Source organism: Rhizobium sp. BK377 (genome assembly GCF_014193935.1).
Classification (GTDB): Bacteria; Pseudomonadota; Alphaproteobacteria; order Rhizobiales; family Rhizobiaceae; genus Rhizobium.
Genome location: NZ_JACIAC010000005.1, coordinates 274,536 through 298,907 on the forward strand (window position 1 = coordinate 274,536; position 24,372 = coordinate 298,907).

The 24,372-nt window shown below is 59.2% G+C and carries 27 protein-coding genes; 11 read left to right on the plus strand and 16 right to left on the minus strand.

The features are described from left to right. Positions 1–83 precede the first annotated feature (83 nt). On the plus strand, positions 84–1,628 hold the full coding sequence (locus tag FHT92_RS20955) for a M48 family metalloprotease (protein ID WP_183749819.1): 1,545 nt from the start codon (positions 84–86) through the stop codon (positions 1,626–1,628). A gap of 51 nt (positions 1,629–1,679) precedes the next feature. Here FHT92_RS20955 and FHT92_RS20960 read toward each other — a convergent pair whose 3' ends face one another. From FHT92_RS20960 to FHT92_RS20980, 5 genes are all read right to left on the minus strand, one after another. After that, positions 1,680–2,543, minus strand: coding sequence for an RNA polymerase factor sigma-32 (locus tag FHT92_RS20960; protein WP_007825441.1), 864 nt, complete (start codon positions 2,541–2,543; stop codon positions 1,680–1,682). 377 nt (positions 2,544–2,920) lie between these two features. Continuing rightward, positions 2,921–3,493: a CarD family transcriptional regulator gene (locus FHT92_RS20965; protein ID WP_113299540.1), complete on the minus strand. Its 573-nt coding sequence runs from the start codon at positions 3,491–3,493 to the stop codon at positions 2,921–2,923. 398 nt (positions 3,494–3,891) lie between these two features. Further along, positions 3,892–4,230, minus strand: coding sequence for a ferredoxin FdxA (gene fdxA, locus FHT92_RS20970; RefSeq protein ID WP_183749818.1), 339 nt, complete (start codon positions 4,228–4,230; stop codon positions 3,892–3,894). A 195-nt stretch (positions 4,231–4,425) separates the two neighbouring features. Continuing rightward, the gene (locus FHT92_RS20975) at positions 4,426–4,830 is read right to left on the minus strand and encodes an RNA-binding S4 domain-containing protein (protein WP_183749817.1); all 405 of its coding nucleotides are present in this window, start codon (positions 4,828–4,830) and stop codon (positions 4,426–4,428) included. 2 nt (positions 4,831–4,832) lie between these two features. After that, on the minus strand, positions 4,833–7,970 hold the full coding sequence (locus FHT92_RS20980; protein WP_183828944.1) for a helicase-related protein: 3,138 nt from the start codon (positions 7,968–7,970) through the stop codon (positions 4,833–4,835). Between the two features lie 856 nt (positions 7,971–8,826). On the opposite strand from FHT92_RS20980, the gene FHT92_RS20985 reads away from it, so the two are divergent. The 4 genes from FHT92_RS20985 to FHT92_RS29665 all read left to right on the plus strand — a co-directional run bounded on the left by FHT92_RS20985 (position 8,827) and on the right by FHT92_RS29665 (position 9,790). Then, the gene (locus FHT92_RS20985) at positions 8,827–8,982 is read left to right on the plus strand and encodes a DUF3309 family protein (RefSeq protein WP_017962528.1); all 156 of its coding nucleotides are present in this window, start codon (positions 8,827–8,829) and stop codon (positions 8,980–8,982) included. A gap of 26 nt (positions 8,983–9,008) precedes the next feature. Next, complete coding sequence (locus FHT92_RS20990; protein WP_183749815.1) at positions 9,009–9,263, plus strand: YMGG-like glycine zipper-containing protein; 255 nt, start codon at positions 9,009–9,011, stop codon at positions 9,261–9,263. Positions 9,264–9,456: 193 nt separating this feature from the next. Beyond that, positions 9,457–9,600 (plus strand): hypothetical protein, encoded by a 144-nt coding sequence (locus FHT92_RS20995; protein ID WP_183828947.1) that lies wholly within the window; start codon positions 9,457–9,459, stop codon positions 9,598–9,600. A gap of 58 nt (positions 9,601–9,658) precedes the next feature. Next, positions 9,659–9,790 carry a hypothetical protein gene (locus FHT92_RS29665; protein ID WP_281413035.1) on the plus strand — a complete coding sequence of 44 codons (132 nt, stop codon included), beginning with the start codon at positions 9,659–9,661 and terminating at the stop codon, positions 9,788–9,790. Between the two features lie 2 nt (positions 9,791–9,792). Here FHT92_RS29665 and FHT92_RS21000 read toward each other — a convergent pair whose 3' ends face one another. Further along, positions 9,793–10,518: a beta-ketoacyl-ACP reductase gene (locus FHT92_RS21000; protein ID WP_183828950.1), complete on the minus strand. Its 726-nt coding sequence runs from the start codon at positions 10,516–10,518 to the stop codon at positions 9,793–9,795. A gap of 67 nt (positions 10,519–10,585) precedes the next feature. After that, complete coding sequence (locus FHT92_RS21005) at positions 10,586–11,767, minus strand: acetyl-CoA C-acetyltransferase (protein ID WP_183749812.1); 1,182 nt, start codon at positions 11,765–11,767, stop codon at positions 10,586–10,588. Positions 11,768–12,001: 234 nt separating this feature from the next. Here FHT92_RS21005 and phaR point away from each other — a divergent pair, with 234 nt between their 5' ends. Beyond that, complete coding sequence (gene phaR / locus FHT92_RS21010) at positions 12,002–12,574, plus strand: polyhydroxyalkanoate synthesis repressor PhaR (RefSeq protein WP_183749811.1); 573 nt, start codon at positions 12,002–12,004, stop codon at positions 12,572–12,574. On the opposite strand, the gene FHT92_RS21015 is transcribed toward phaR, so the two are convergent. The 5 genes from FHT92_RS21015 to mtgA form a co-directional block, all read right to left on the minus strand. Continuing rightward, entirely contained in the window at positions 12,569–12,976 is a 408-nt protein-coding gene (locus tag FHT92_RS21015) for a hypothetical protein (RefSeq protein ID WP_183749810.1), read from the minus strand. The genes phaR and FHT92_RS21015 overlap by 6 nt on opposite strands. 144 nt (positions 12,977–13,120) lie before the next feature. Further along, positions 13,121–13,306, minus strand: a complete 186-nt coding sequence (gene rpmF / locus FHT92_RS21020; RefSeq protein WP_003543812.1) for a 50S ribosomal protein L32 — start codon at positions 13,304–13,306, stop codon at positions 13,121–13,123. Positions 13,307–13,461: 155 nt separating this feature from the next. Beyond that, positions 13,462–14,109: a glutathione S-transferase family protein gene (locus FHT92_RS21025; RefSeq protein WP_183828953.1), complete on the minus strand. Its 648-nt coding sequence runs from the start codon at positions 14,107–14,109 to the stop codon at positions 13,462–13,464. A gap of 12 nt (positions 14,110–14,121) precedes the next feature. Then, positions 14,122–14,844 (minus strand): DUF1868 domain-containing protein, encoded by a 723-nt coding sequence (locus FHT92_RS21030; RefSeq protein WP_183749808.1) that lies wholly within the window; start codon positions 14,842–14,844, stop codon positions 14,122–14,124. Between the two features lie 95 nt (positions 14,845–14,939). Then, positions 14,940–15,677, minus strand: coding sequence for a monofunctional biosynthetic peptidoglycan transglycosylase (mtgA, locus tag FHT92_RS21035; RefSeq protein ID WP_183828956.1), 738 nt, complete (start codon positions 15,675–15,677; stop codon positions 14,940–14,942). A 134-nt stretch (positions 15,678–15,811) separates the two neighbouring features. Between mtgA and FHT92_RS21040 the strand changes: the two genes are divergently transcribed. Beyond that, positions 15,812–16,726: a polyprenyl synthetase family protein gene (locus FHT92_RS21040; protein WP_183828959.1), complete on the plus strand. Its 915-nt coding sequence runs from the start codon at positions 15,812–15,814 to the stop codon at positions 16,724–16,726. A 54-nt stretch (positions 16,727–16,780) separates the two neighbouring features. Here FHT92_RS21040 and ispG read toward each other — a convergent pair whose 3' ends face one another. The 3 genes from ispG to FHT92_RS21055 all read right to left on the minus strand — a co-directional run bounded on the left by ispG (position 16,781) and on the right by FHT92_RS21055 (position 20,154). Then, on the minus strand, positions 16,781–18,028 hold the full coding sequence (gene ispG / locus FHT92_RS21045; protein WP_183749805.1) for a flavodoxin-dependent (E)-4-hydroxy-3-methylbut-2-enyl-diphosphate synthase: 1,248 nt from the start codon (positions 18,026–18,028) through the stop codon (positions 16,781–16,783). Positions 18,029–18,123: 95 nt separating this feature from the next. Continuing rightward, complete coding sequence (locus FHT92_RS21050; RefSeq protein WP_183749804.1) at positions 18,124–19,317, minus strand: MFS transporter; 1,194 nt, start codon at positions 19,315–19,317, stop codon at positions 18,124–18,126. Positions 19,318–19,377: 60 nt separating this feature from the next. Continuing rightward, positions 19,378–20,154, minus strand: coding sequence for a DeoR/GlpR family DNA-binding transcription regulator (locus FHT92_RS21055; protein ID WP_183828961.1), 777 nt, complete (start codon positions 20,152–20,154; stop codon positions 19,378–19,380). 209 nt (positions 20,155–20,363) lie between these two features. On the opposite strand from FHT92_RS21055, the gene FHT92_RS21060 reads away from it, so the two are divergent. From FHT92_RS21060 to FHT92_RS21075, 4 genes are all read left to right on the plus strand, one after another. After that, positions 20,364–21,233 (plus strand): DMT family transporter, encoded by an 870-nt coding sequence (locus FHT92_RS21060; protein ID WP_183829207.1) that lies wholly within the window; start codon positions 20,364–20,366, stop codon positions 21,231–21,233. 154 nt (positions 21,234–21,387) lie between these two features. Then, a complete protein-coding gene (locus tag FHT92_RS21065) occupies positions 21,388–22,161 on the plus strand; it encodes an amino acid ABC transporter substrate-binding protein (RefSeq protein ID WP_183749801.1) in 774 nt (257 codons plus the stop codon). 102 nt (positions 22,162–22,263) lie between these two features. Continuing rightward, on the plus strand, positions 22,264–22,944 hold the full coding sequence (locus FHT92_RS21070; protein ID WP_183749800.1) for an amino acid ABC transporter permease: 681 nt from the start codon (positions 22,264–22,266) through the stop codon (positions 22,942–22,944). Then, positions 22,941–23,702, plus strand: coding sequence for an amino acid ABC transporter ATP-binding protein (locus FHT92_RS21075; RefSeq protein ID WP_183749799.1), 762 nt, complete (start codon positions 22,941–22,943; stop codon positions 23,700–23,702). The genes FHT92_RS21070 and FHT92_RS21075 overlap by 4 nt, the downstream gene beginning before the upstream one ends. Positions 23,703–23,745: 43 nt before the next feature. On the opposite strand, the gene FHT92_RS21080 is transcribed toward FHT92_RS21075, so the two are convergent. Continuing rightward, entirely contained in the window at positions 23,746–24,318 is a 573-nt protein-coding gene (locus tag FHT92_RS21080; protein WP_183828963.1) for an NADPH-dependent FMN reductase, read from the minus strand. Positions 24,319–24,372: the final 54 nt, after the last annotated feature.

Below are 24,372 nucleotides of genomic sequence, written 5' to 3' on the forward strand. Positions count from 1 at the left end.
GTGCAGCGCGAGAACCGAGGCGGAGCCTATTGAATTTCCCTGGCAACGGCCGGCCCGACGATGCGGCAGACCGGCGACTTAAAATGATGCGGAGAGACAGACTGGACAGCATGACGACGTGGAAATCGCCCGCGCTTTCCAGTGATGCCTTTTTTGCGCCGCGCCGCTGGGTGCGCCGTTTCCTGTTGCTGTCGGCCTGCGCCGTCGCGCTGAACGGCTGTGAGTCGTTGATTCAGCAATCTTATCAGCCGACTGTCGGCCCTTCGTCTAATCCGCAAATCGTCGACGAAGTACAAAAGAACGACCCGCGCGCCGCCATGGGCGCCCGTGAGCATCCGCGCATCGTCGCAAGCTATGGCGGCGAATACAAGGATGCCAAGACCGAGCGCCTCGTGGCCCGCATCGCCGGGGCGCTGACGGCCGTGTCGGAAAATCCGAGCCAGTCCTACCGCATTACCATCCTGAACTCGCCCGCCATCAACGCCTTCGCGCTGCCGGGCGGCTATCTCTATGTCACCCGCGGCCTGCTGGCGCTTGCCAATGACGCCTCGGAAGTTGCGGCCGTGCTGTCGCACGAGATGGGTCACGTCACCGCAAACCACGGCATCGAGCGACAGAAGCGCGAAGAGGCGGAAGTCATTGCCAGCCGCGTCGTCGCCGAAGTGCTGTCTAGCGACATAGCCGGCAAACAGGCGCTCGCCCGCGGCAAGCTGCGTCTTGCTGCCTTCTCCCGTCAGCAGGAACTACAGGCCGACGTCATCGGCGTGCGCATGCTCGGCGAAGCCGGCTATGATCCTTATGCAGCCGCCCGTTTCCTTGATTCCATGGCCGCGTACAGCCGCTTCATGTCGGTCGATCCCGAGGCCGACCAGAGCTTGGACTTCCTGTCGAGCCATCCGAATTCCGCCCAGCGCATCGAGCTTGCCCGCAGCCATGCCCGCGCCTTCGGCCAGGAAGGCGCGGTCGGCGACAAGGGCCGTGACTACTATCTCGATGGCATCGATGGCCTTCTCTACGGCGACAGTCCAGAAGAGGGCTATGTGCGCGGCCAGACCTTCCTGCACGGTGGCCTCGGCATACGCTTCGACGTGCCGCCCGACTTCAGCATCGACAACAAGGTCGAAGCCGTCATGGCAACCGGCCCGAACGATATCGCCGTCCGCTTCGACGGCGTGGCCGACAACCAGAACCAAAGCCTCACGAACTACATTTCCAGCGGCTGGGTTACCGGCCTCGATCCGGCGACCATCCAGCCAATCAACGTCAATGGCATGGAGGCTGCGACCGCGCGCGCCACTGCCGACCGCTGGGACTTCGACGTCACGGTCATTAGAAACAACAATCAGATCTTCCGCTTTCTGACAGCGGTGCCGAAAGGCAGCCCGTCGCTGGAGCCGACGGCAAACGTTCTGCGCGCAAGCTTCCGCCGTATGACGCCGGATGAAGCGGCTTCGCTGAAGCCGTTGCGTGTGCGGGTGGTCATTGTCCGCCCTGGCGACAACATCACCACGCTCGCCTCCCGCATGATGGGCACCGATCGCAAGCTGGATCTCTTCAAGCTTATCAACGCCTTGCCGACGGGTGCTGCCGTTTCTCCCGGCGACCGCGTGAAGATTATTTCCGAGTAAAAGAAGGCCCGGCTTATGCCGGGCCAGTCTGTGCTGCTGGGATAATTCCTGTCAGGCATAGGCTGCCATATGCGGATCGGCGCTGACGAGCGCCGTACGAAGCTTTTCCATCGCCCGGCTTTCGATCTGGCGTACGCGTTCTTTGGAAATGCCGAGGTCGGCGCCGAGCTCTTCGAGCGTCGCTCCGTCTTCGGCAAGGCGCCGCGCGCTGATAATCTTCATTTCGCGTTCGTTGAGATGCTTGAGGGCAGACGCAAGCCAGACGCGGCGTCGCTCCCCGTCGATCATGTTGGAGACCTGCTCATCCGGCAGCGGTTCGTCGCTGACGAGGAAATCCATCTTTTCCGCACTGTCGGCATCACCCGAGACGGAAGGCGCCTGCAACGAGGCATCGTTGCCGGAAAGGCGCGCATCCATGGTCTGCACGTCGGCAAGGCTGACACCGAGGGCAGCGGCGATTTCCTGATGAATGGATTGCAGTGTTAACTGCGTATCACCCTTTGCAAGCTTGGCTCGCAGGCGCCGCAGATTGAAGAATAGTGCCTTCTGGGCCGAACTCGTACCGCCGCGTACGATCGACCAGTTCCGCAGGATATAGTCCTGGATCGAGGCGCGGATCCACCAGCTTGCATAGGTGGAAAAGCGCACATCGCGCGCCGGTTCGAATCGAGCCGCGGCTTCCAGAAGCCCGACATAACCTTCCTGTACGAGATCGCTCATCGGCAGGCCGAAATTGCGGAACTTGCCTGCCATGGAAATGACGAGGCGCATATGCGCCATAGCGATCTGATTGCGGGCGCCTCGGTCTTCATGATCCTTCCAGCGAATGGCCAGATTATGCTCTTCTTCACGGGCTAGATAGGGAGCCGCCATTGCTATTTTGATCATGCGCCGATCTGCAGACATGTTCTTCATATTGCTCTCCTAAATGGGCCACGTCCCTGAAAATGAACAAGCAAACACCGTTTCCGGACACCCCTGCGCCGGAGCAAACTGGATCTTGAATGCATGAAGGCCCCCTCCTGGACTTTTCAGGAGGAGGCCCTATTTCTCATCGTGTGCCGGCAGGACGGCAGAGCTGGGTCTGTTCCTCGAGATTGCCCGAACGGCAAATTCTGGAAAACATGATCCGCTCCTCATCGAATTTGACAGCTTCGGCGGAAATCAAACCGAGCTCTATGGGCGCCGGTTGGAATCCGCATTACTGTCTATCAACGTCGTAATCGCGAAAAAGTTCCAATAAAAAACCCGGCACGAGGGCCGGGTTTTTTATCAGCATAAACAATGCGCTATTAAGCGGCTTCATCCTGCGAGTCATCTTCCTCGATTGCCTTGCCGCGCTTCGGACCCTTGTTCAGGTTGGTTTCGACGAGGCGAACGGCTTCGGTTTCAGACATCTTGTTGACAGCAGCGATTTCGCGAGCCATGCGGTCGAGCGCAGCTTCATAAAGCTGGCGTTCGGAGTAGGATTGCTCCGGCTGGTTCTCCGCACGGTAAAGATCGCGAACGACTTCTGCGATGGAAATCAGGTCGCCGGAATTGATCTTGGCATCATATTCCTGGGCGCGGCGGGACCACATGGTGCGCTTGACGCGGGCCTTGCCCTGCACGACCTTGAGAGCGCGCTCGACAAAGTCGGTCTCGGAAAGCTTGCGCATGCCGATGCTCATGGCCTTTGCCACCGGAACCTTCAGACGCATCTTGTCCTTTTCGAAATCGATGACGAAAAGTTCAAGCTTCATGCCGGCGACTTCTTGCTCTTCGATAGCCGTGATGGTACCGACACCGTGTGCAGGGTACACGATCGATTCACCGGTCTTGAAGCCGTGGCGTGCGGTAGAAGGTTTTTTCTGCTGGATGGTCATTCTAATCAAAAACTCCCTGTTACGCTTCCGGCGGCGGCCGGAGCCGGGTCAGTCAGGCCCGGATGAGACGGTTAAATCCGTCGGGTGACTTCACTCTGGTTCCACCAGACAGAAGCAAAAGATATCCCCGCGCGCGATCTTGGGATCCGACAGCTCAAGTTATTGATATGTCACGGAAACCGCGGTACGGTATTTGTTCTACTTTCGTGATGGTTTCGGGCATGCGTCATGCCACAAATGGAACAGTGTGGTGAAGCTATCACAAAAATATGAGGAAATCAATAATTTGCTTAACGTGAGTCATGTGGGCAACACATAGCCCCCATGTGACTCACGCTCAATCTGAAACGTTTAACCTGTCGCCGAACGCGGTTTCAACGGCGTTGCATGCCCGAGTTTCAGTCGCCGCTGCCGGGCTTTTCCGAAAAGTATTTTTCGAATTTTCCCGTCTCGCCGTCCAATTCCTTTGCCCCGGCCATCGGCTCTTTCTTGACTGTGATGTTCGGCCAGATGCCTGCATATTCAGCATTGATCTTCAGCCACTTGTCGAGACCCGGCTCGGTATCGGGTTTAATCGCCTCGGCCGGACATTCCGGCTCGCAAACGCCGCAGTCGATGCACTCATCGGGATGAATAACGAGGAAATTCTCGCCCTCATAGAAACAGTCGACGGGGCAGACTTCAACACAATCGGTATATTTGCAGCGAATGCAATTGTCGGTCACGACATAGGTCATGAAGAACTCCAGGATTTCCATGCGGGCGGGGCCGGGCAACCTGGAACGTCGCGCCTGTCCCCTAAGCCGGAGAGAAAGCGTGGACAGGCTTGGGAGGCAAGCACGCTACCCGGCAGGTTGTGTGTGACGTATCGGCTTTACGGCAGGATTTCAAGGACAAACGATCTGCGAAAAGCTGCCGGCGGGAAGAGTTTTCTAATCCTCGTCCGACATCAGCCTGTCGATTGCGCGCCGTTCCTTTTTCGTCGGTCTTCCGGAGCCCTGACCCCGGATAGCCTGCTCATAGGGAGTGAGGCGTTTTGCCTCATCAGCTGGCGGCGACAGATCCTCATAGAGCAGCTTCGCCTCGTCATAGGGCCCACGCCGCTCGCCGGGCAGCCGGACGACGAGAATGACGTCCCGTCGTTCCAGCGTCAGCTCGACGCGATCCCCCACCTTGACTGTTTGACTCGGCTGCGCACAACGCGTCCCGTTGATGCTGACGTGACCGGACTGGATATGGCTCTGTGCCAGCGAGCGCGATTTCACCATGCGTGCGAAGAACAGCCATTTATCGATGCGCTGGCGCGAACCGCTTCCTGGCTGTGTCTCTCCACCCATGATTACTTCTTCATCTGCTCCTTGAGCGCAGCAAGCTTGGCGAAGGGCGAATCCGGATCGATCGGCTTCTCCTTGCGGGGCGGCTTGGCCTCGAAGCGCAGCGGCTGTGAATTGCCGCGATTGTTGTTACGGTCGTTGCGATCGCCACGATCCTTGCGGTCACCGCGGTCCTGACGGTCGCCGCGCTGCTCGTTGCGGTCATTGCGCGCATGCTGAGGCCTGCCCCCATCACGATTGCCGCCGTCACGATTGCTGCCTTCCCGGTTGCCGTCGCGATTGCCGCCATCCCGGTTGCGATTGTTATTGCGATTGCCGTCCCTGCTCTCGCCGCCTTCACCACCGCCCTGACGGCGGTTGTTGCGCTCACCGCGATCCTGACCCTGGCCGCCACGGCGGTCGCCATGGCCGCGCGCCTGGCGCTGGTTTTCGTTGCGGCCACCGAGACGCCACAAGAGGACCGGCTTCGGTTCTGCAGTCTCGGCCTCGCCGGCTTCCGCCGAACCTTCGGCGGCTGCAGGCGTTTCCACAGACACAGGTGCGGCTTCGGCGGCGGGCGTTTCTTCTGAAGCGCCGTCCGCGTCATCATGGTCGGCCTTTTCAGCCGCTTCCTCCGCCACAGTTTCCGGCGCGGCAGATGGAGCTGGAGCGGACGCTGCATCCTGTGTCGCAAGGAATGCGGCTGCCTCTTCGGTCTTCACGGCGTCGGCCCGGTAGCCGAGCCCTTTGAGGATCTCTTCCATGTCTTCGAGCGTCGCGCCGAGAATGGATAGCATCGCCGTCGTCGTCGTGAAGCGGCGACCGTCATAGGCGCCTTCCGGACGCGTGCCCTGTCCTGGCTTCCACTGCAGGAGCGGACGGATGAGATCGGCCAGGCGCTCGAGAATGTCGATGCGCACGGCACGCTTACCAAGGAAACGGAAGCCCGCAAGCTTGTAGAACATTCGCTCGAAGCTCGGATCCGTGACCACAGAGGTGCGGCCGGCGGCGAGCACCGGAATAAGATCGCCGTAACCCGGCTTGTCGAGACCGTCATTCTTCAGCGCCCACAGCAGGGTGATGAGCTCCGCCGGCGCCGGCTTCAGAAGCGCCGGCACGAAGATATGATAGGCGCCGAAGCGGATGCCGTAGCGACGCATGGAGGCGCGCGCGTCCTGATCCAGCGACTTCACTTCTTCTGTCACGTCGCGGCGGAAGAGCACGCCGAGATTCTCGACAAGCTGGAAGGCGAGCCCCTTGGCAAGGCCCTGCAGGTCTTCAGCGCGCGACAGGTCCTCGAGCGACTTCAGAACCGTGCTGATATGATGATTGACGAAACGTTCGATACGAGCGGCAACATGGTCGCGCGCATTGCCAGCAAGCTGCTCGTCGGCGAGCAGGATGACGCGCGGACGCATTACATGGTCGCTGCCCGATAGGCGGCCGACGGGATCGCCGAGCCAACGGATGAGTCCATCAGAGCCAATCGCCAGATCGGCATTGCCTGCGGCATGCAAGCGTGCGGCCCTAGCTTCGAATTCGAGAGCGAGCGCCTTCTGCGACGCAGACTGAACCGCCTTGGCGTCAGGCCCGTCCGTTCCGCCCACAGGCGTAAAACGGAACCCGGTCAACTGCCCCACATGATGTCCTTCAACAAAGACATCGCCATTCACACTGATTTCAGCTTCCAGCATCGCATTCTCTCTCAGGCGCTTCATGAGCACAGATGTCCTGCGATCAACAAAGCGTTTCGTCAACCTTTCATGTAACGCGTCGGACAATCGATCTTCGATTTCCCGCGTCTTTTCCTGCCAGTGTGTCGGATCGGCAAGCCAGCCGGGCCGATTCGATACATAGGTCCAGGTCCTTATCTGCGCGATTCGCGCCGAAAGCGTGTCAATTTCTCCATCTGTACGATCCGAACGGTGAACCTGCTCTGCAAGAAATTGCTCGTTCACCGTGCCATAGCGCACCAGATCGGAAAAGAGGGTAGAAATAAGATCGGCATGTTGCGCAGGCGTTATGCGCCGATAGTCCGGTAGAGCGCAAGCCTCCCAGAGCTTTTCGACTCGCGCCGGAGTATTGGCGATATCAACAATTTCCGGATAACGCGACAAATGTTCGAGCGCCTGCTGGTCGACCGCCGGCAATGCCCGCGTCAGACCCGGTAAGCGCGGACCGGTGTCAAGGCTTGCCCGCAGGGATTGTATCGTCGAGAAATCGAGATCCTTGGTCCGCCATTGCAAAACCTTGACGTTGTCGAATTCGTGGCCTTCGATGCGCCGCACGAGCTCCTCGTCGAATGGTGAAACCTGACCGGTTACACCAAAGGTTCCGTCGCGCACATGGCGCCCGGCGCGGCCCGCTATCTGGCCGAGTTCACCGGGATTGAGATTGCGGAACTGATACCCGTCGAACTTCCGGTCCTGCGCGAAGGCCACATGGTCGACATCGAGGTTAAGCCCCATGCCGATCGCATCAGTTGCAACGAGATATTCGACATCGCCCTCCTGATAGAGCGCCACCTGCGCATTGCGGGTGCGAGGGCTAAGAGCCCCGAGCACGACTGCCGCACCGCCGCGCTGGCGCCGGATCAGTTCCGCGATCGCGTAGACTTCGTCAGCCGAGAAGGCAACGATCGCCGAGCGCTGCGGCAGCCGCGTGATTTTCTTCTGCCCAGCATAAAGAAGGTGAGAAAGCCGCGGCCGCTCCGTGACCGTTATCCCCGGCAGAAGCTGCTGCAGGATCGGCCGCATGGTGCCGGCGCCCAGCAGGAGCGTCTCGTCACGGCCGCGCAGATGCAGGATGCGGTCTGTAAAGATGTGGCCGCGCTCGAGATCTCCGGCGAGCTGCACCTCGTCGATGGCGACGAAGGCTGCCTTGGTTTCCCGCGGCATCGCTTCGACCGTGCAGACGGAAAAACGCGCGTTCGGCGGCGAGATCTTTTCTTCGCCGGTCACCAGCGCCACGTTGTGGGCGCCGACCTTTTCGACCACACGCGTATAGACTTCGCGTGCCAGCAACCGGAGCGGCAGGCCAATGACACCCGTGCCGTGTGCCACCATGCGCTCGATCGCGTAATGGGTTTTGCCGGTATTCGTCGGCCCGAGCACCGCGGTCACGGCGCGCCCGCTCGGTATTATCGGCTGCGAAGTCAGGGTCATATTCCATGCAAGTGAGGCGGTAACGCCCCAGGGTCAAGTCGGAGCTGCGGATGAGGCAGGAGAACACATGGACAGCCGAAGCTCCAAACGCAAGGGCAGATTTGAAATAGACTTTGCATCCCGCACGGAAGTTACAGCCCGCTAAGTCCTTGATTTAAGATTCGGAACAGCTTGAGAACGAATCGGAGACGAATCACTGACTCCGGCTGATTCAGCTTTTGTTCACGGCTAAGTATTGATTTTGAATCACTTTTTTCCACTAGATGCTGAATCGGCAAAGCCTGCGTGAAAACGAATGTCGGCAACCGCGATTAACGCTTCCTGCTATTTGCAAAAACGGCAAAGCGCGACCCCGAAATTAACGCTTCGATCAAAGCCGGAACGAATCGGAGACGAATCGCTGACCGCCAAGTTTTCCCTTTTCGTTCACGGCGAGATGTCGTGGGCGTTTTCACTACCGACCCAAGATACGGATCTGGGGTTTGCCGCAGCCGTTCCAACTGCCGGATCCCATTAATCCTCTGGATGCCGAATTTACGGAGTTTAAAGCATCCGGAATTGGTGAGCCGATGAAGGGTCGCGGCTGATCAAAGCCGGAACGAATCGCTGACGAATCGGAGACATTTTCATTTTCTTGATTTGTTCACGGCAACATATTGTATTCAAAGAGAATTTTAACCATATCACAAATGCCCGATATTATTTCGCCGCCTTGCTTTGTAGGGCACCGGCTAAAGTCGGCTCCTCCGCAGCGGCTGATAGCGCCACCGTAATATTCCAGGAGCTTAGCCGGGAACAAAAATCGCGGATACGTGTTTATAGTCCAGTTGAAATGAGGATGAGGCAGGACAACACCATGCTTGGCACGATACTTCTTATTATCCTTATTCTGTTATTGATCGGCGCCTTGCCGAATTGGGGTTATAGCCGCGGATGGGGCTATGGACCTTCCGGTGGTTTGGGGTTAGTTCTCGTCATCATTATCATTCTTGTATTGATGGGCCGAATTTAAAGGCCGATAACCTGGGGAGTTTAGACATGAAAAAGATCATCCTTAGCTGCGCTCTCATTGGCGCTCTCGCCTCCTGCACCCCGACGGAGCAGGGCACGGCGATTGGTGCGGGCACGGGCGCCATCATCGGCGGCGCTGTCTCCAACAGTTGGGGTGGCGCGGCAGTCGGCGCAGTCGCCGGCGGTCTGACTGGCGCTCTCATTGGCCATTCGGTCGAGCGCCAAGGCTACTGCATCTATCGCGATCGCTACGGCCGCCGTTACGAAGCACGTTGCCGCTGATCGATCCCGGCCCATCGGAAATTTTGAACGGGCGCTTCTGCGCCCGTTTTTCTTGCACGCTTTTGTTGTCAATGCCGCGTTGACGATCGGTCGTTAAAGTCAAATCTACCGCGACGCCAGGTCCAAGCCCATATTCCTTTCAATATCGCAAGGGCAGAGCATGTGCCGCCCGTGAATGAAAAGGAACGCTACCATGGCCCAGATTTTCCTGAATTTCGCCGTCGCCATCCTGATCGCCGCTTTCCTCACGACGGCAGTCGCTGCCCTCTACGGCCAGGACCGCGCCGTTCAGAAAGTGCCCGTCAAAGCCAATGGACGGCGTCGTCCAAACACCTGACAGCATCAATTACCAGCCGCGCGACAGCAATTATCCGAGCGCCCGTCCGCAGAGAGATATGACCATGAACAAGGTCGTGGCAATCGCCGCCCTGATGACCATTACCCTCGCAGCATATGGCGCCGCTGCCGACCCTTATGACGGTGCCGGCAGCTTCCCGAACAATTATGCCCACAGCCACAAGAAATAGGTTTAGACGAAGAACTGGCCGCCATTGGCCGTCAATGTCGAACCGGTAATGAAACCGGCATCGTCGGAAACGAGGAAAGTTACGCAGCGCGCAATTTCTTCGGGTTCACCGAGGCGTCCGACGGGGATTTGCGGAATGATTTTCTCATTCAGCACCTTTTCCGGCACCGCAAGAACCATCTCCGTCCCGATATAACCGGGGCAGATGGCATTGACGGTGATGTTCTTGACCGCACCTTCCTGGGCAAGCGCCTTGGTAAACCCGAGGTCGCCGGCTTTGGCGGCAGAATAATTCACCTGCCCCATCTGGCCCTTCTGGCCATTGATGGAGGAGATATTGACGATGCGGCCGAAGCTGCGGTCACGCATGCCACTCCAGACATGGTGTGTCATGTTGAAGAGGCCGGTGAGGTTGGTATTGATCACCTCATGCCATTGCTGGGCCGTCATCTTGTGAAACATCGCATCGCGCGTGATGCCGGCATTGTTGACGAGGATTTCGATCGGGCCGAGTTCGGCTTGGACCCTCGCAATACCTTCCCCGCAAGCAACATAGTCGGACACGTCCCACTTGAAGACCGGCACGCCGGTAACATCATGAAATGCCTTGGCCTTTTCATCATTGCCGGCATAGTTGGCAGCAACCTTATAGCCGGCGTTCTTGAGTGCCATCGAAATCGCCGCGCCAATACCGCGCGTACCCCCAGTGACCAGAGCCACTCTGCTCATGTTCCGCTCCCCTGTTGTTGTCAGCCCGCTTTAAGTTGGGTCTGATGAAACATGCATCGTACGCTATTTACATTGCCTCAAAACACATTGCGACACCCATGCCGCCGCCAATGCACAATGTCGCAAGGCCCTTCTTCGCGCCGCGGCGCTTCATCTCGAAGAGCAGTGTGTTGAGGACGCGTGCACCGGACGCGCCGATCGGATGACCGATCGCAATCGCGCCGCCGTTAACGTTGACGAGATCGGGATCCCAGCCGAGATCCTTGTTGACGGCGCAGGCCTGGGCCGCAAACGCCTCATTGGCCTCAACGAGATCGAGATCGCCGACGGACCATCCGGCCTTTTCCAGCGCTTTGCGTGAGGCGGGGATCGGGCCGGTGCCCATGACCTGCGGATCCACGCCGGCCGTTGCCCAGGACACGATGCGGGCAAGCGGCTGGATACCGCGTCGCGACGCTTCCGCTTCACTCATCAGCACCGCCGCGGCAGCGCCGTCATTGAGACCGGAAGCGTTCGCCGCCGTTACCGTGCCGTCCTTGTCGAAGGCAGGCCGCAGCTTGCCCATAGCCTCCAGCGTCGCACCATGACGGATATATTCGTCTGCATCGACGGTCACGTCACCCTTGCGGCCTTGAATGACGAAGGGAACAATTTCGTCCTTGAAACGGCCAGCCTTCTGCGCGGCTTCAGCCTTGTTCTGCGAGCCGACGGCGAATTGGTCCTGGTCATCACGGGAAAGCTGCCACTGACGCGCGATGTTTTCAGCGGTAACGCCCATGTGATAACCGTAAAAGGCGTCAGTGAGGCCGTCCTTGATCATGGTGTCGATCATCTTCATGTCGCCCATCTTGACGCCGCCGCGCAAATGCGCGGCGTGCGGCGCCATCGACATGGATTCCTGACCGCCGGCGACGATGATCTTCGCATCACCGAGCGCGATCTGCTGCATGCCGAGAGCGACGGCGCGCAGGCCAGAGCCGCAGAGCTGGTTGACGCTCCAGGCGGTCGCCTCCTTGGGAACACCGGCCTTCATCGCCGCCTGGCGAGCGGGGTTCTGGCCCTCGCCGGCCTGCAGGACTTGGCCAAGGATCACCTCGTCCACGTCTTCAGGAGAAACACCTGCCCGCTCCAGCGCGCCCTTGACGGCAGCCGCGCCGAGCTCGTGAGCGGGAATTGTGCCGAAAGCACCGTTAAAGGAACCGACAGCGGTGCGCGCTGCGCTGGCGATGACGACGGATGAACTGCTCATGGGGTGGTTTCCTCGTTTCTCGTCACACATATAAGCGGAAACTGACAAAGCTGTAGGCGCAAGTCAAATGCCAAGACCTATTCCACTATTTGCTGCAGCGCCCTCGAATGGATTTATCCGTACAGGGAAAGGGCTTGCCGCATCGCACAAAGAGATTGTCACCGCCCTTCTTTTGCGTCTACAGTCTCTGGTGGAGGAGTATCCATACAATCAGACGGGGTTCGGGAGACTGATATGGCGAAGACTGAGGGTCAGATCGTAATCAAGAAATATGCCAATCGCCGCCTCTACAATACGGGCACCAGCACCTATGTGACGCTGGAAGACCTGGCGGAGATGGTGAAGAAGGGGGAGGATTTTGTCGTCCAGGACGCCAAGAGCGGAGACGACATCACGCATTCGGTACTGACCCAGATTATTTTCGAGCAGGAATCGAAGACTGGTAACACGCTGCTTCCGATCTCCTTCCTGCGTCAGCTGATCACCTATTACGGCGACCAGATGCAGATGGTCGTTCCGAGCTTCCTGGAACATTCCATGCGCGCCTTCACGGAACAGCAGTCGCAAATCCGTGAGCAGGTAAACCGTGCCTTCGGCGAAACGCCGCTCGGCAAGAACCTGCAGCTTCCCATGCAGATGATCGAAGAGCAGGTCCGCCGGAATACCGAGATGTTCCAGCAGGCCATGCAGATGTTCTCACCCTTTATGACGCCGCCGCCAAAGGAAAGCCGCAAGGCGGAAGCCAAGGACATCGACGAGCTGAAGGAACAGCTTCGCGCGCTGCAGAACAAGCTCGACAGCCTATAGGCCGATCGAAACGTCCCGGCCGGCGCTGCGGATCGACACTGCAAAGCCGCCGATCACGTCGATCAGCGCAATGATCATCATGATGAAGAAGACCTGGGTCGCTGCATCCTGGACGAGCAGAAACTCGACCAGGAAAGCGATGAAGACCAGCATCGACAGCATATGATTGATGAGATTGCCGGAGCCATTCCGGGTTGCCTTCAGGATCTCGAAGAAAAGTACGACGAGCGCCACGACGATGAAGAGATCGCCGAGCGCCATGCTCCAGATTGCGCCAGAAAGCATGGATAGCACGATCACGTCGTGCTGGAGCGAGGGAATTCCGCCGCCACCCATCACGCCTAGCATCGCCAGATTGTAAAGAATAAATGGAATAACCATCAGCGGCATTGCGGTAATCATGCAGAAATATCTCCCGGATCTCTAGGGAATACTGCCTGACATCACCGCCTCACTTCAAGGCACTGAAGATTATAATATCTTGAAAACAAAAAAGGCCGGCGTCGAGCCGGCCTTCGAAGCCTCATCGGAAAAGCCGCATAAAAATTATGCGCTTTCCTTCGGCGTCAGAACCTGACGGCCACGGTACATACCGGTCTTCAGATCGATATGGTGCGGGCGGCGCAGTTCGCCGGAATTCTTGTCTTCGACATAGGTCGGAGCCTTCAGCGCATCAGCCGAACGGCGCATGCCGCGCTTGGACGGGCTCGTTTTTCTCTTCGGTACAGCCATTTCTCTTACTCCACTTGCGGGCAAAACATTCCCACGGCCAGACTGGCGGCCGAAACGGACATGTCGCGATTTCGGAATTTTGCGCGCTTATACATGCAAGGGGCGGCCTTGACCAGTCCCCATATGTATTTTTTGCGATGCCTCTGATTCTCCGCTCAGACCTCGTCTTCCGGGACGATCCACGCCTCGGCGCGGGCTGCTTCTTCCCACTTCCGCCAGGCTGGATGCGCCTTCATCGCGCTCATATAAGCCAGCATATCGGCGCTGCTGACGAGATCATAGATATCGAAGCGGTTGACGACGGGCGCAAACATCGCATCCGCTCCGCTGAATGCACCGAAGAGGAACGGTCCACCGGATTTCTGCAAAAGATCGCGCCAGATTGTCTCGATGCGACTAATATCTGCAGAGACGCCGTCAGGAAGCGCGATCTTGCCCTTTGGCCGGCGAATATTCATCGGGCAGGCGCTGCGCAGCGCCCGGAAGCTCGACATCATCTCCGCGGAGACCGAACGGGCGAGCGCCCGCTCGGCACGATCCTTCGGAAGCAACCCGGCATCGGGATAGAGTTCGGCCACATATTCGATGATCGCAAAGGATTCCCAGATCTTCAGCGCACCGTGCTGCAGCAAAGGCACGTGGCCGCTCGGCGAGACCGCCTTGATGTTGGGATTGCCGTTTGGATAATCGAAGGGGATCAACACCTCCTCAAAATCGATGCCGACGCCCGTCAGCGCCATCCATGGCCGGAACGACCAGGAAGAGTAGTTCTTGTTGGCGATATAGAGCGTCAGCTTGTCCATGGTGTCTTCCTGTCAAGGTTCGAAATCGAAGATCAGCAGTTCGTGGAAGTGGTTCATATCCTCGAACACGCAGAAGGCCGGCGGGCTGAGTTCCAGTACAGGCGCCCTGCTGCGGATATCCTCTGTCACCTCGTCAAGCATTGCCTGCCAACGCGGCAGCGCCTCGTCTTCCAACCGTTCGATCGCATAGGTGAAGGTCATATGAAACTTGTAATCGTCATGGTTCGGCTGACGATAGCCCAAGAGGTCAGCGAGCGCATCGCGCCAGGCGCGCATAACCTTGCGATCGTCTTCGGTCGCCCCTTCGACGAGCAGGCCGGACGGTCGGGCGTTGACGATCGCCACCTTGAAGGGCCGAAACATTGAGAAACCTTCGAGCCGAGCCGCCATAAGCTCTGTCATATCCTCAATCGGCGTTTCCAGCGGAATATCGCCCGGCCAATAATCTTGTTTGCGGCGACCTTCGATAACACCTTCAAAAAGCGTCATGTGGATGCTGGTGATCGGCGTAAAGAGGAACTGCGACGCCTCCGGCATCGCCAGATATTTCTCACGTGCCTCGATCAGCACCTGTTGCGTTTCCGATCCCTTGAGCGGATGGCAGACGACCGTATTGCCGGGTTCGGGCAGGAAACCGCCGACCTTGCGGTAACGGGTACCGAGATGCGCTGGCGGAATGGGATTATGGGTCTTCGAATACTGAAGGAGCTCGGGCGAAAGTGTCGTTGGCGTCATGGGCGACTCGGGTTTTGATGGCTGATGCATTCGCCCATATGGCAGTACCAAGAATGTCAGATGACGCTTGCCGCTTCCAACGACAAGTTCTGATATCAATCATAGATACACTTGATGTAATCGCCCGAGCCCTGCGCCCGCCGTTCGATGAGCGCCGCAAGCCTGCGCAGGCCTCGCCCGGGTTTTCCGGCATTGCGATCGATCGGGTTCGGCAGAGAAACCGCAAGCAACGATGCCTGCCGGCGCGTAAGCTTCGAGGCGGGCACCTTGAAGTGATACTGTGCCGCTGCCTCGATGCCGTAGATACCGGGCCCCCATTCGGCGATATTGAGATAGATCTCCATCAGCCGCCGCTTCGACCAGACGAAGTCGGAACCAACGGCCAGCGGTAGTTCCAACCCTTTGCGGATGAAGGAGCGGCTGTTCCAGAGGAAGAGGTTCTTCGCCGTCTGCATGGGAATCGTGCTGCCGCCGCGCGTCTCCTGGCCCTTCAGTGTGTCTTCGACCAGCATACGCATCTCGCTCCAATCGACACCGCCGTGGAAGCAATACTGCCCGTCTTCCGACATCATCACCGATTGCACGAGCACCGGTGCAACATCGTCAATCGACACCCACTGCCGGTCGTAACCGCGCAGAAGCACGAGATCGCGCAGCATCAGCGTCGAAACCGGATGGATGAAGGGCAGCAGATAGAGAAGGATCAGCACATAGGGCAAAAGCAGCATCGCCAGAACGGCAAGAACAATGCGCTTCAGCACTTGGCGGTCTCCAAGCCAACGCCGGTGAACCGGCGCCTCGACGCTTTCCTCTGTCTGCGGCGCTATATCCAATGTCCCAGTCCGATTTCGCCCTCGTCGTTGTCATACCGCCTGAAAACCCGCATTGCCAGAGTGCAGCGGAAATCTTGACGCGGTGATCGACAATTCCGTTGCCAGCAGCCGTTCTGCCGTGCCAAAGAGCGCGCATGGACGCAAAGCGGGGAACATTCGAGACACGGTTGAAAAGCAGTGCCGCCGAGATCGAGGCGCTACTCGATCTCCTGCTCTCTCCTACCGTGCTGTCCGACGAGATCGCTCGCCCCGACCTCTTGCGTAGCGCCATGCACTACGCCGTCCTGAACGGCGGCAAACGCCTGCGCCCCTTCCTTGTCGTGGAAAGCGCAGCACTTCTCGGGGGCAACAGGCAGGCAGCACTTCGCGTCGGTGCGGCACTCGAATGCATCCATTGCTATTCCCTTGTTCACGACGATCTGCCGGCTATGGACGACGACGACCTGCGCCGCGGCAAGCCGACCGTACACATCAAATTCGACGAAGCGACCGCCATTCTGGCCGGCGACAGCCTGCTGACCTATGCGTTCGATATCATCGCCGCGCCGGAAACCAACCTGCCGGACCGCAGCAAGACGGAACTTGTTCTGGCGATCGCCCGCGCCGCTGGCCTTGGCGGCATGGCCGGCGGACAGGCCCTTGATCTTGCAGCGGAAACGCAGGCGCCCAATGAGGCTGGCATCATTCGCCTGCAGGCGATGAAGACGGGCGCGCTGATCCGCTTCGCCTGCGAGGCCGGCGCCATCATTGCCGGCGCGTCTACCGAAGACCGGCAGCGCCTACGCCGCTTCGGCGAAAAGATCGGCCTCGCCTTCCAGCTTGCCGACGATATTCTCGACCTGACCTCCGATATCAAGACGATGGGCAAAGCGACCGGCAAGGATGCTGCCCGCGGCAAGGGAACGCTCGTGGGGCTTCACGGCATGGAATGGGCGGAGAAGCGGCTGCGTCGGCATGTCGAGGACGCAGAAGAGTTGCTCGCCCCCTATGGAGAGCGCGCCGCGGTGCTGATCGCCACGGCTCAGTTTGTGGCCGAACGCAAGAGCTGAGACAGAAGAAGGTCCATCCAGCCTGCCGCAGAAGGTCATCGAAAAGCCGAGTGATTACTCAGCTGCCGTCTTCTGGCCGAAACGCTTCTCGATATAGTCGATGACGAGCGCCTCGAAATCCGAGGCGATATTCGGGCCGCGCAGCGTCAGGGCCTTCTTGCCGTCGATGAAGACGGGAGCAGCCGGCGTCTCGCCGGTACCGGGAAGCGAAATGCCGATATCGGCATGCTTGCTCTCGCCCGGTCCATTGACGATACAGCCCATGACGGCGACATTGAGCGCTTCCACACCCGGATATTTCTCACGCCAGACCGGCATGTTCTTGCGAATGTCGTTCTGGATGTTCTGCGCGAGTTCCTGGAAGACCGTCGAGGTCGTGCGCCCACAGCCGGGACAGGCCGCCACGACGGGCACAAACTGGCGGAAACCCATGACCTGCAGCAGTTCCTGCGCCACCTGCACCTCGCGGGTGCGGTCACCATTCGGCTCCGGCGTCAGCGAAATGCGGATCGTATCGCCGATGCCGTTCTGCAGCACATAGCCCATGGCAGCCGAAGAGGCGACGATGCCTTTGGTACCCATGCCGGCTTCGGTCAAGCCGAGATGCAGCGCATGGTTGGAGCGCTCAGCGAGCATGGAATTGACGGCGATCAAATCCTGAACCTGGCTGACCTTGGCCGACAGGATGATACGATTGCGCGGCAGGCCGATCTCTTCGGCGAGCTGTGCCGACAGCAGCGCCGACTGCACGATCGCCTCGCGCGTCACCTGCCGGGCCGAAAGCGGCGATCCCTCGGCCTGGTTCTTGTCCATCAGCTGCGTCAGCAGCTCCTGATCCAGCGAACCCCAGTTGACGCCGATGCGCACCGGTTTGTTGTGACGGATCGCCATCTCGATGATTTCGGCGAACTGCTTGTCCTTCTTGTCCTTGAAGCCGACATTGCCTGGATTGATGCGATACTTCGCCAGCGCTTCGGCGCAGGCCGGATGATCGGCAAGCAGCTTGTGGCCGATATAGTGGAAGTCGCCGATCAGTGGCACATCCATGCCGAGGCGCAGCAGCCGCTCGCGGATTCTCGGCACGGCGGCAGCGCTTTCGTCGCGGTCGACGGTGATGCGCACCAGCTCCGAACCGGCGCGATGGAGTGCAGCCACCTGCGCAACCGTGGAATCCACGTCAGCCGTATCCGTGTTGGTCATGGATTGCACGACCACCGGCGCGCCCCCGCCGACGATGACACCGCCGACATCGACAGCAACGGAAGCGCGGCGCGGTTTCGGATCGAAATCGAAAGCAGACATAAAGAGCTCTTACACCCGGAAGACAGAGCCTTTCAGGTGGATCAAGCCCGCGAGCTTGTCAACCGCCCCGTATATCACTTTTGTTTGGAGGCGGCTCACCGGCCGCCGTCCGAGACTCCATCGGCATATTGCGCGAGCCGTGAGAATGCGAGAACCACGAGCAGCAGCACCGGCAGCGCCATGAAGACGGCGGCAAAGCCCACATGCTCGGCCACGAAGCCGATCACCGAAGGCGCCACCAGCATGCCGGAATAGCCCAGGGTCGTGACGACGGAGATGCCGATGCCGGGCTTCAGACCGGGAATGTTGCCCGCTGCCGAAAAGGCGATCGGCACCATGTTCGAAATACCGATACCGCAAAGCGCGAAGCCGATGATGGCGATTTCGGCATTCGGCGCAAGGCTCGTAAGCAGCATGCCGACGATGGCAAACAGCGTGCAGATGCGCAGCGTCTTGACCCCGCCGAGACGATCGCGGACCAGATCGCCGGCAAAGCGCATGATCGCCATGGCCGCCGAGAAAGCCGCAAAGCCGAGGCCGGAGAGGGCGACCGACGCCCCCATTTCCTGCCTGAGATAAAGCGCACCCCAGTCGAGGATCGCTCCCTCCGGCACCATGCAGAACAGCGCCATCAGACCGAGCAGCCACGGCAGCGGCACCATCGGCAGCTTCGTCTTCTCCTTCTTTGTATCGGGATGCGGCGGATCGGCCAGAACCATCGGCCAGGCGACGGCAAGGAAGACAGCAGCCAGTACGGTCGCCAGTTCCGCGTGCCCGAGAATGCCGAGCCTGGAGATCACTAGGCCGCCGAGGCCGGAGCCGATCAAGCCGCCGAGGCTCCAGAAGGCGTGGCAGGATGACATGATCGCGCGTCGCATGGATTTTTCCACCGCCACGGCATTGGCGTTCATTGCCACGTCCATCCCGCCAATGAAACCGCCGAACAGAAAGAGAGAGATCGCCCCTGTGATCACGTTGGGAGCCAGCGTCAGCGCCAGAAGCGTCGGCAGCAAGCAGACGGCGAGCACCCGCACGACAACGCGTGAACCATGTCTGGCGATCTGCGCTCCGGCGATTGGCATCATGACCAGCGAGCCGAAACCGAAGACGAGGATCATCAGTCCGAGCTCGAACTTGGTAAGTCCAAGCCGTTCGGCGAAATCAGGAATCTTCGGCGCCCAAGAGCCGATGACAAAACCGTTCATGAGGAATAGCAGCGAGACCGCCGCTCTGCTCCGGGTAATGAAGCCGCTCCGTACCCGCGGCGCTGCACTCACATTGTTATCCATTTCCTTGTCTTTCCTCTCGATCGGACTTGTCTGCCGATTCCCGTAAATGGCGGAACGGTCTCAAGCCGTTTTGCCCGCAATGATCGTCCGGCACCCGCGTGCACGGTATTGCTCGAGCATGGCAGCATCCGCATCGTGCTCGACGACAAGGCATTCACAATGCGCGACCGGCAGGACGCTATGTGGCGCAGCCGTCCCGAATTTTTCCGATGTCGCAGCGACCATGACCCGCTTGCTCCTGGATGTGGCGAACCTCTTGAACTCCGCGTCCTCGAAGCCGAATGTCGTCAATCCCGCCTCGATATCGACGCCACAAGCGCCCAGAATGCAGAGGTCAGGCGCCAGTTGCTCCATGTCCCGCAATGCTTTGGCACCAAGCGAACCGCCGGTTTGGCGGTCGACGAGACCGCCGATCAGGATGACATTGACACCGGGCTTTTCGATCAACGCGGCAGCAATCGCTGGAGCATTGGTTGCCGCCGTCAGCGCAAGATCGGCCGGTAAAGCGTTGGCAATCGCCAGATTGGTGCTGCCGGCATCGAAGAATACCGTCGTACCTGCAACGATTTCCTCTGCCGCGGCGCGGGCCAGCGCCTGTTTCCGCTCGGCAGCAAAGCTCATGCGCTGGGTCAGGCTTGCGCGCGCCGGCGAAATCGGCAATGCTCCGCCATATACCCTTTCGCAGAGCCCTGCCGCCGCCATCTCGCGCAGATCGCGCCGTACCGTATCTTCCGAGACGCCGAATTCGATTGCAAGTTCCGCAGCCAGCACGCGACCATGCGTCTTCAGTCGCTCGGAAATGACGGTCTGGCGTTCCCGCAATAGGAAATCTTGCATGTTTATACCGGATTAGCCCTTAAAAATCTAAAACAGGCATAAACACTGATTAGCGTGCACGCAACATGCACGATCACACGTTTTCTGACACTTTGAAACAAAGCTCCACGACCAGGGCGAAATCTTGCATATTGACCGACTCCGGGGGGCAGGACTATCGATTGGGCATCTCGTTTCCCGCTGGCACCGCCCGCCACTGGTACATCCCCGTGAAAAACTCCGTCAGCCTGGGCATTCTGCTCACGATCGCGGCCTACATGGCGTTCACTTTCCATGATGCGATCGTCAAACTTTTGACGGCGAGTATTCCCGTCTGGCAGATCCTGTTTTTCCGCAGCCTCACCATCCTTGTTGGCTGCCTCGCCTATGGCCGCGGCAAGCTCGTCCATCAGACGGTCACCTCACCGATCATCAAGCCGATGATTGCCCGCAGCATTCTTCTCCTCTGTGCCTGGCTTTCATATTACACTGCCGCAAGCCATCTTCCGCTCGCCGAGGTCACAACGCTCTACTACGCAGCTCCCGTCGTCGGCACGTTGCTCGCCTGGTTCATCCTGAAGGAAGAGGTCACCTCCGCCCGTTGGCTTGCGGTCGGCGTCGGGTTCGTCGGCGTGCTTATCTCCTGCAATCCCGTCGGGCTCACGATCTCCTGGCCGGTCTATCTGGCGCTGCAGGCAGCCGTGCTCTGGGCTTCCGCCATGGTCTTGCTGCGCAAGACCTCGCTGCATGAGAAGACGATCATCCAGCTTGCGGTCTCCAACGTCTTCTTCCTCATCATGACCGGTATTGCCGTGATCTACACCTGGCAGACCCCAACCCTCACGCAACTCGCCCTGCTCATCGGCACCGGTGTCGTCGCCGGCTGCGCCCAGTTCGCCCTTTTTGAAGGCATGCGTCAGGCTCCAGTATCGGTGCTCGCGCCCTTCGAATATACATCGCTCGTCTGGGCCTTCATTCTCGGCTATCTGATTTGGGCTGATATACCCACGCAGAATGTCGTCGTTGGTGCGATGATGATTCTTGGCGCGGGCTTGATCATCCTCGTCAGCGAAAGATTGCGTCGTCGGGCCGCGGCTTGATACCGGTTTCAGCCGGATTCGGGGTTAGCGCGGCAGCTTGAGAAAAATATTCGCAGTTGCCGCTTTTATTTGCAGTTTTCTACGCTTTCGATACCGCAATTTTCTGCGATGTATCGACCATCCGAACACAATCTTCCCAAGGATGGATAGAACAATGAACTGGTTGAAAACCGTCGCCGCCGCCGCGCTCATTCAGGCTGCAGCCCTGCTGCCCGCCCATGCCGGCGAAAACCTCAGCTCCATCAAGTCTGCCGGCATCTTCAAGATCGGCACGGAAGGCACCTATGCGCCCTTCACCTATCATGACGAAAGCGGCAAGCTCGTCGGCTTCGACGTCGAGATCGGCGAAGCAGTCGCAGCCAAGCTCGGCGTGAAGGCTCAGTTCATCGAAGGCAAGTGGGACGGCCTGATCGCCGGCCTCGACGCCAACCGCTATGACACCGTCATCAACCAGGTCGGTATCACTGATGCCCGCAAGCAGAAGTACGATTTCTCCGAGCCTTATATCGCTTCGAAGGCCGTTCTGATCGTTCGTGACGGCGACGACAGCATCAAATCCTTCGCCGACCTCAAGGGGAAGAAGGCCGCCCAGTCGCTGACGAGCAACTTCGGCAAGCTCGCCACGGAAGCAGGCGCCGAACTGGTCGGCACCGACGGCTTCGACCAGTCGATCCAGCTCGTCCTGACGAAGCGCGCCGATGCCACGATCAACGACAGCCTTTCCTTCCTGGACTTCAAGAAGCACAAGCCGGATGCTCCGGTGAAGATCGTCGCCCAGCAGGAAAATGCCGATTACTCCGGCATCATCATCCGCAAGGGCGAACCGGAGCTGCTCGAAGCGATCAACAAGGCGCTCGCCGATATCAAGGCTGACGGCACCTACAAGAAGATCGCCGACAAGTATTTCGGCCAGGACGTTTCCAAGTAAGTCCTGACCGGCGGTTTCGCGCTGCCCCCATATCCTTTATAGCTGCATGTGTAAGCGTCCGGTGAACACTCGCCGGACGCGTCTTTTCTTGAGGACACGCCCTTGCCGCACTGGCTCCAACTGATGGCGGAATCGCTTCCCTCGCTCCTCTTGGCGGGGTTGATCTTCACCATCCCATTGACCCTACTTTCCTTCGCCTTTGGGCTGATCCTGGGCCTGATCACCGCAATCGCCCGTCTTTTCGGGCCAGCACCTGTTGCAGCCATCGCACGCTTCTATGTCTGGGTCATCCGCGGCACGCCGCTGCTCGTCCAGCTCTTCGTGATCTTTTATGGCCTGCCGAGCATCGGCATCCTGCTCGACGCCTTCCCGGCAGCGCTCATCGGCTTCACGCTGAATATCGGCGCCTACAGCTCCGAGATTATCCGCGCCGTCATCTCCTCAGTGCCCAAGGGCCAATGGGAAGCGGCCTATTCGATCGGCATGAGCTGGCGCCAGGCGATGAGCCGCACCATCCTGCCGCAGGCCGCCCGCGTCGCAGTCCCGCCGCTGTCGAATACCTTCATTTCGCTGGTCAAGGATACTTCGCTCGCAGCGGCCATCACAGTGCCCGAACTCTTCCAGGCCGCGCAGCGCATCGTCGCGACAACCTACGAACCGTTGATCCTTTATATCGAGGCGGCGCTGATCTATCTCGCCTTGAGCTCCGTACTCTCGGCGCTGCAGCAGCGGCTGGAGCGCCGCTTCGCCCGTTATGGTGGGATGCTGGAGGCAAATGCATGATCGAGCTTTCCACTATCGAAAAGCGCTTCGGCGATGCGATCATCCTGAAGGATATCAGTATCCGCATCCCCGAAGGCAGTGTCACCGCCCTCGTCGGCCCCTCCGGCGGCGGCAAGAGCACCCTGCTTCGCTGCATCAATCTCCTGGAGATCCCGACCGCAGGCACCATCCGCCTCGGCGAAGAAACGCTCTCTTTCACGCCCGGCAAGCGTGTCGGCTGGCAGGCAATCCAGAAGATCCGTCGCCAGACCGGCATGGTCTTCCAGAACTTTCAGCTCTTTCCGCATCAGACGGCGATCGAAAATGTCATGGAAGGTCTGGTTACGGTCCTGAAATGGCCAAGGGAAAGGGCGCGCGAACGCGCCATGGAACTGCTGACCAAGGTCGGCATGGCGCACAAGACCGATGCCTGGCCCTCGACGCTCTCCGGCGGCCAGCAGCAGCGCGTGGCAATCGCCCGCGCTCTTGCGCCTTCGCCGCGTGTCCTGCTCTGCGACGAACCGACGTCTGCGCTTGATCCGGAACTTTCGGCCGAAGTGGTGGACGTGCTGGGCCAGCTTGCCCGCGAAGGGACGACCATGGTCATGGCAACCCATGATCTTCGCCTCGCCTCCAAGATCGCAAACGACGTGGTTTTTCTGGAGGCGGGCAGCGTGGTGGAAACCGGCAGCGCCAGAGCGATTTTCAACACGCCGGAGAAGGAGCGCACCAAACGCTTCATCTCGACCATCAATGCCGCGCATACCTATGATATCTGAGGCAATGCCGGGATGTGAACATCCCGGCATATAGAAATTCCGATCAGGCAGACGTGACGACGGCGCGCGCTGCCTTCAGCGCATTGCCCCACCAGGTCAGCTGATCGAGCAGATTCTTGGCAGCTTCGTTCAGATGCGCGTAATCGCCGAGGTTCTTGCCTTCCTTCAGAACGGCAAGATATTCGCTGAACGCGATGTGAACCCCCGTCCTGACGGACGCTGCACTCATTTCGACGAAGACCAGACGAAGCTGCTCAACGGCGCGTGCGCCGCCGACGCCGCCGTAACCGACGAAGCCGACCGGCTTCTGAATGAATTCGCCTAGATCGATCGCGTTCTTCAGAACAGCCGTCGGAGCATGGTTATATTCGGCGACTGTGAAGATGAAGCCGTCGAATTCGCGCAGCTTCTTCTTCCAGCGCTCGGCCGTTTCGCTTTCCGCGGTGGTGGCGCGCTCTTCGCCGAAGAAATGCATCGGGTAGTCGAGAAGATCGAGGACTTCGACTTCGAGATCGGAACGCTGGCCGGTGAGCCCCGCGATCCACTTGGCCGGATGCTCGGCGAAACGGCCAATACGCGTGCTGCCGATGATGACGGCAATCTTCAACTTGCTCATGAGATGATCCCTGATTGGTCTTGGGGCGGTGATGGGAGCTGAAGTCTATGAGAA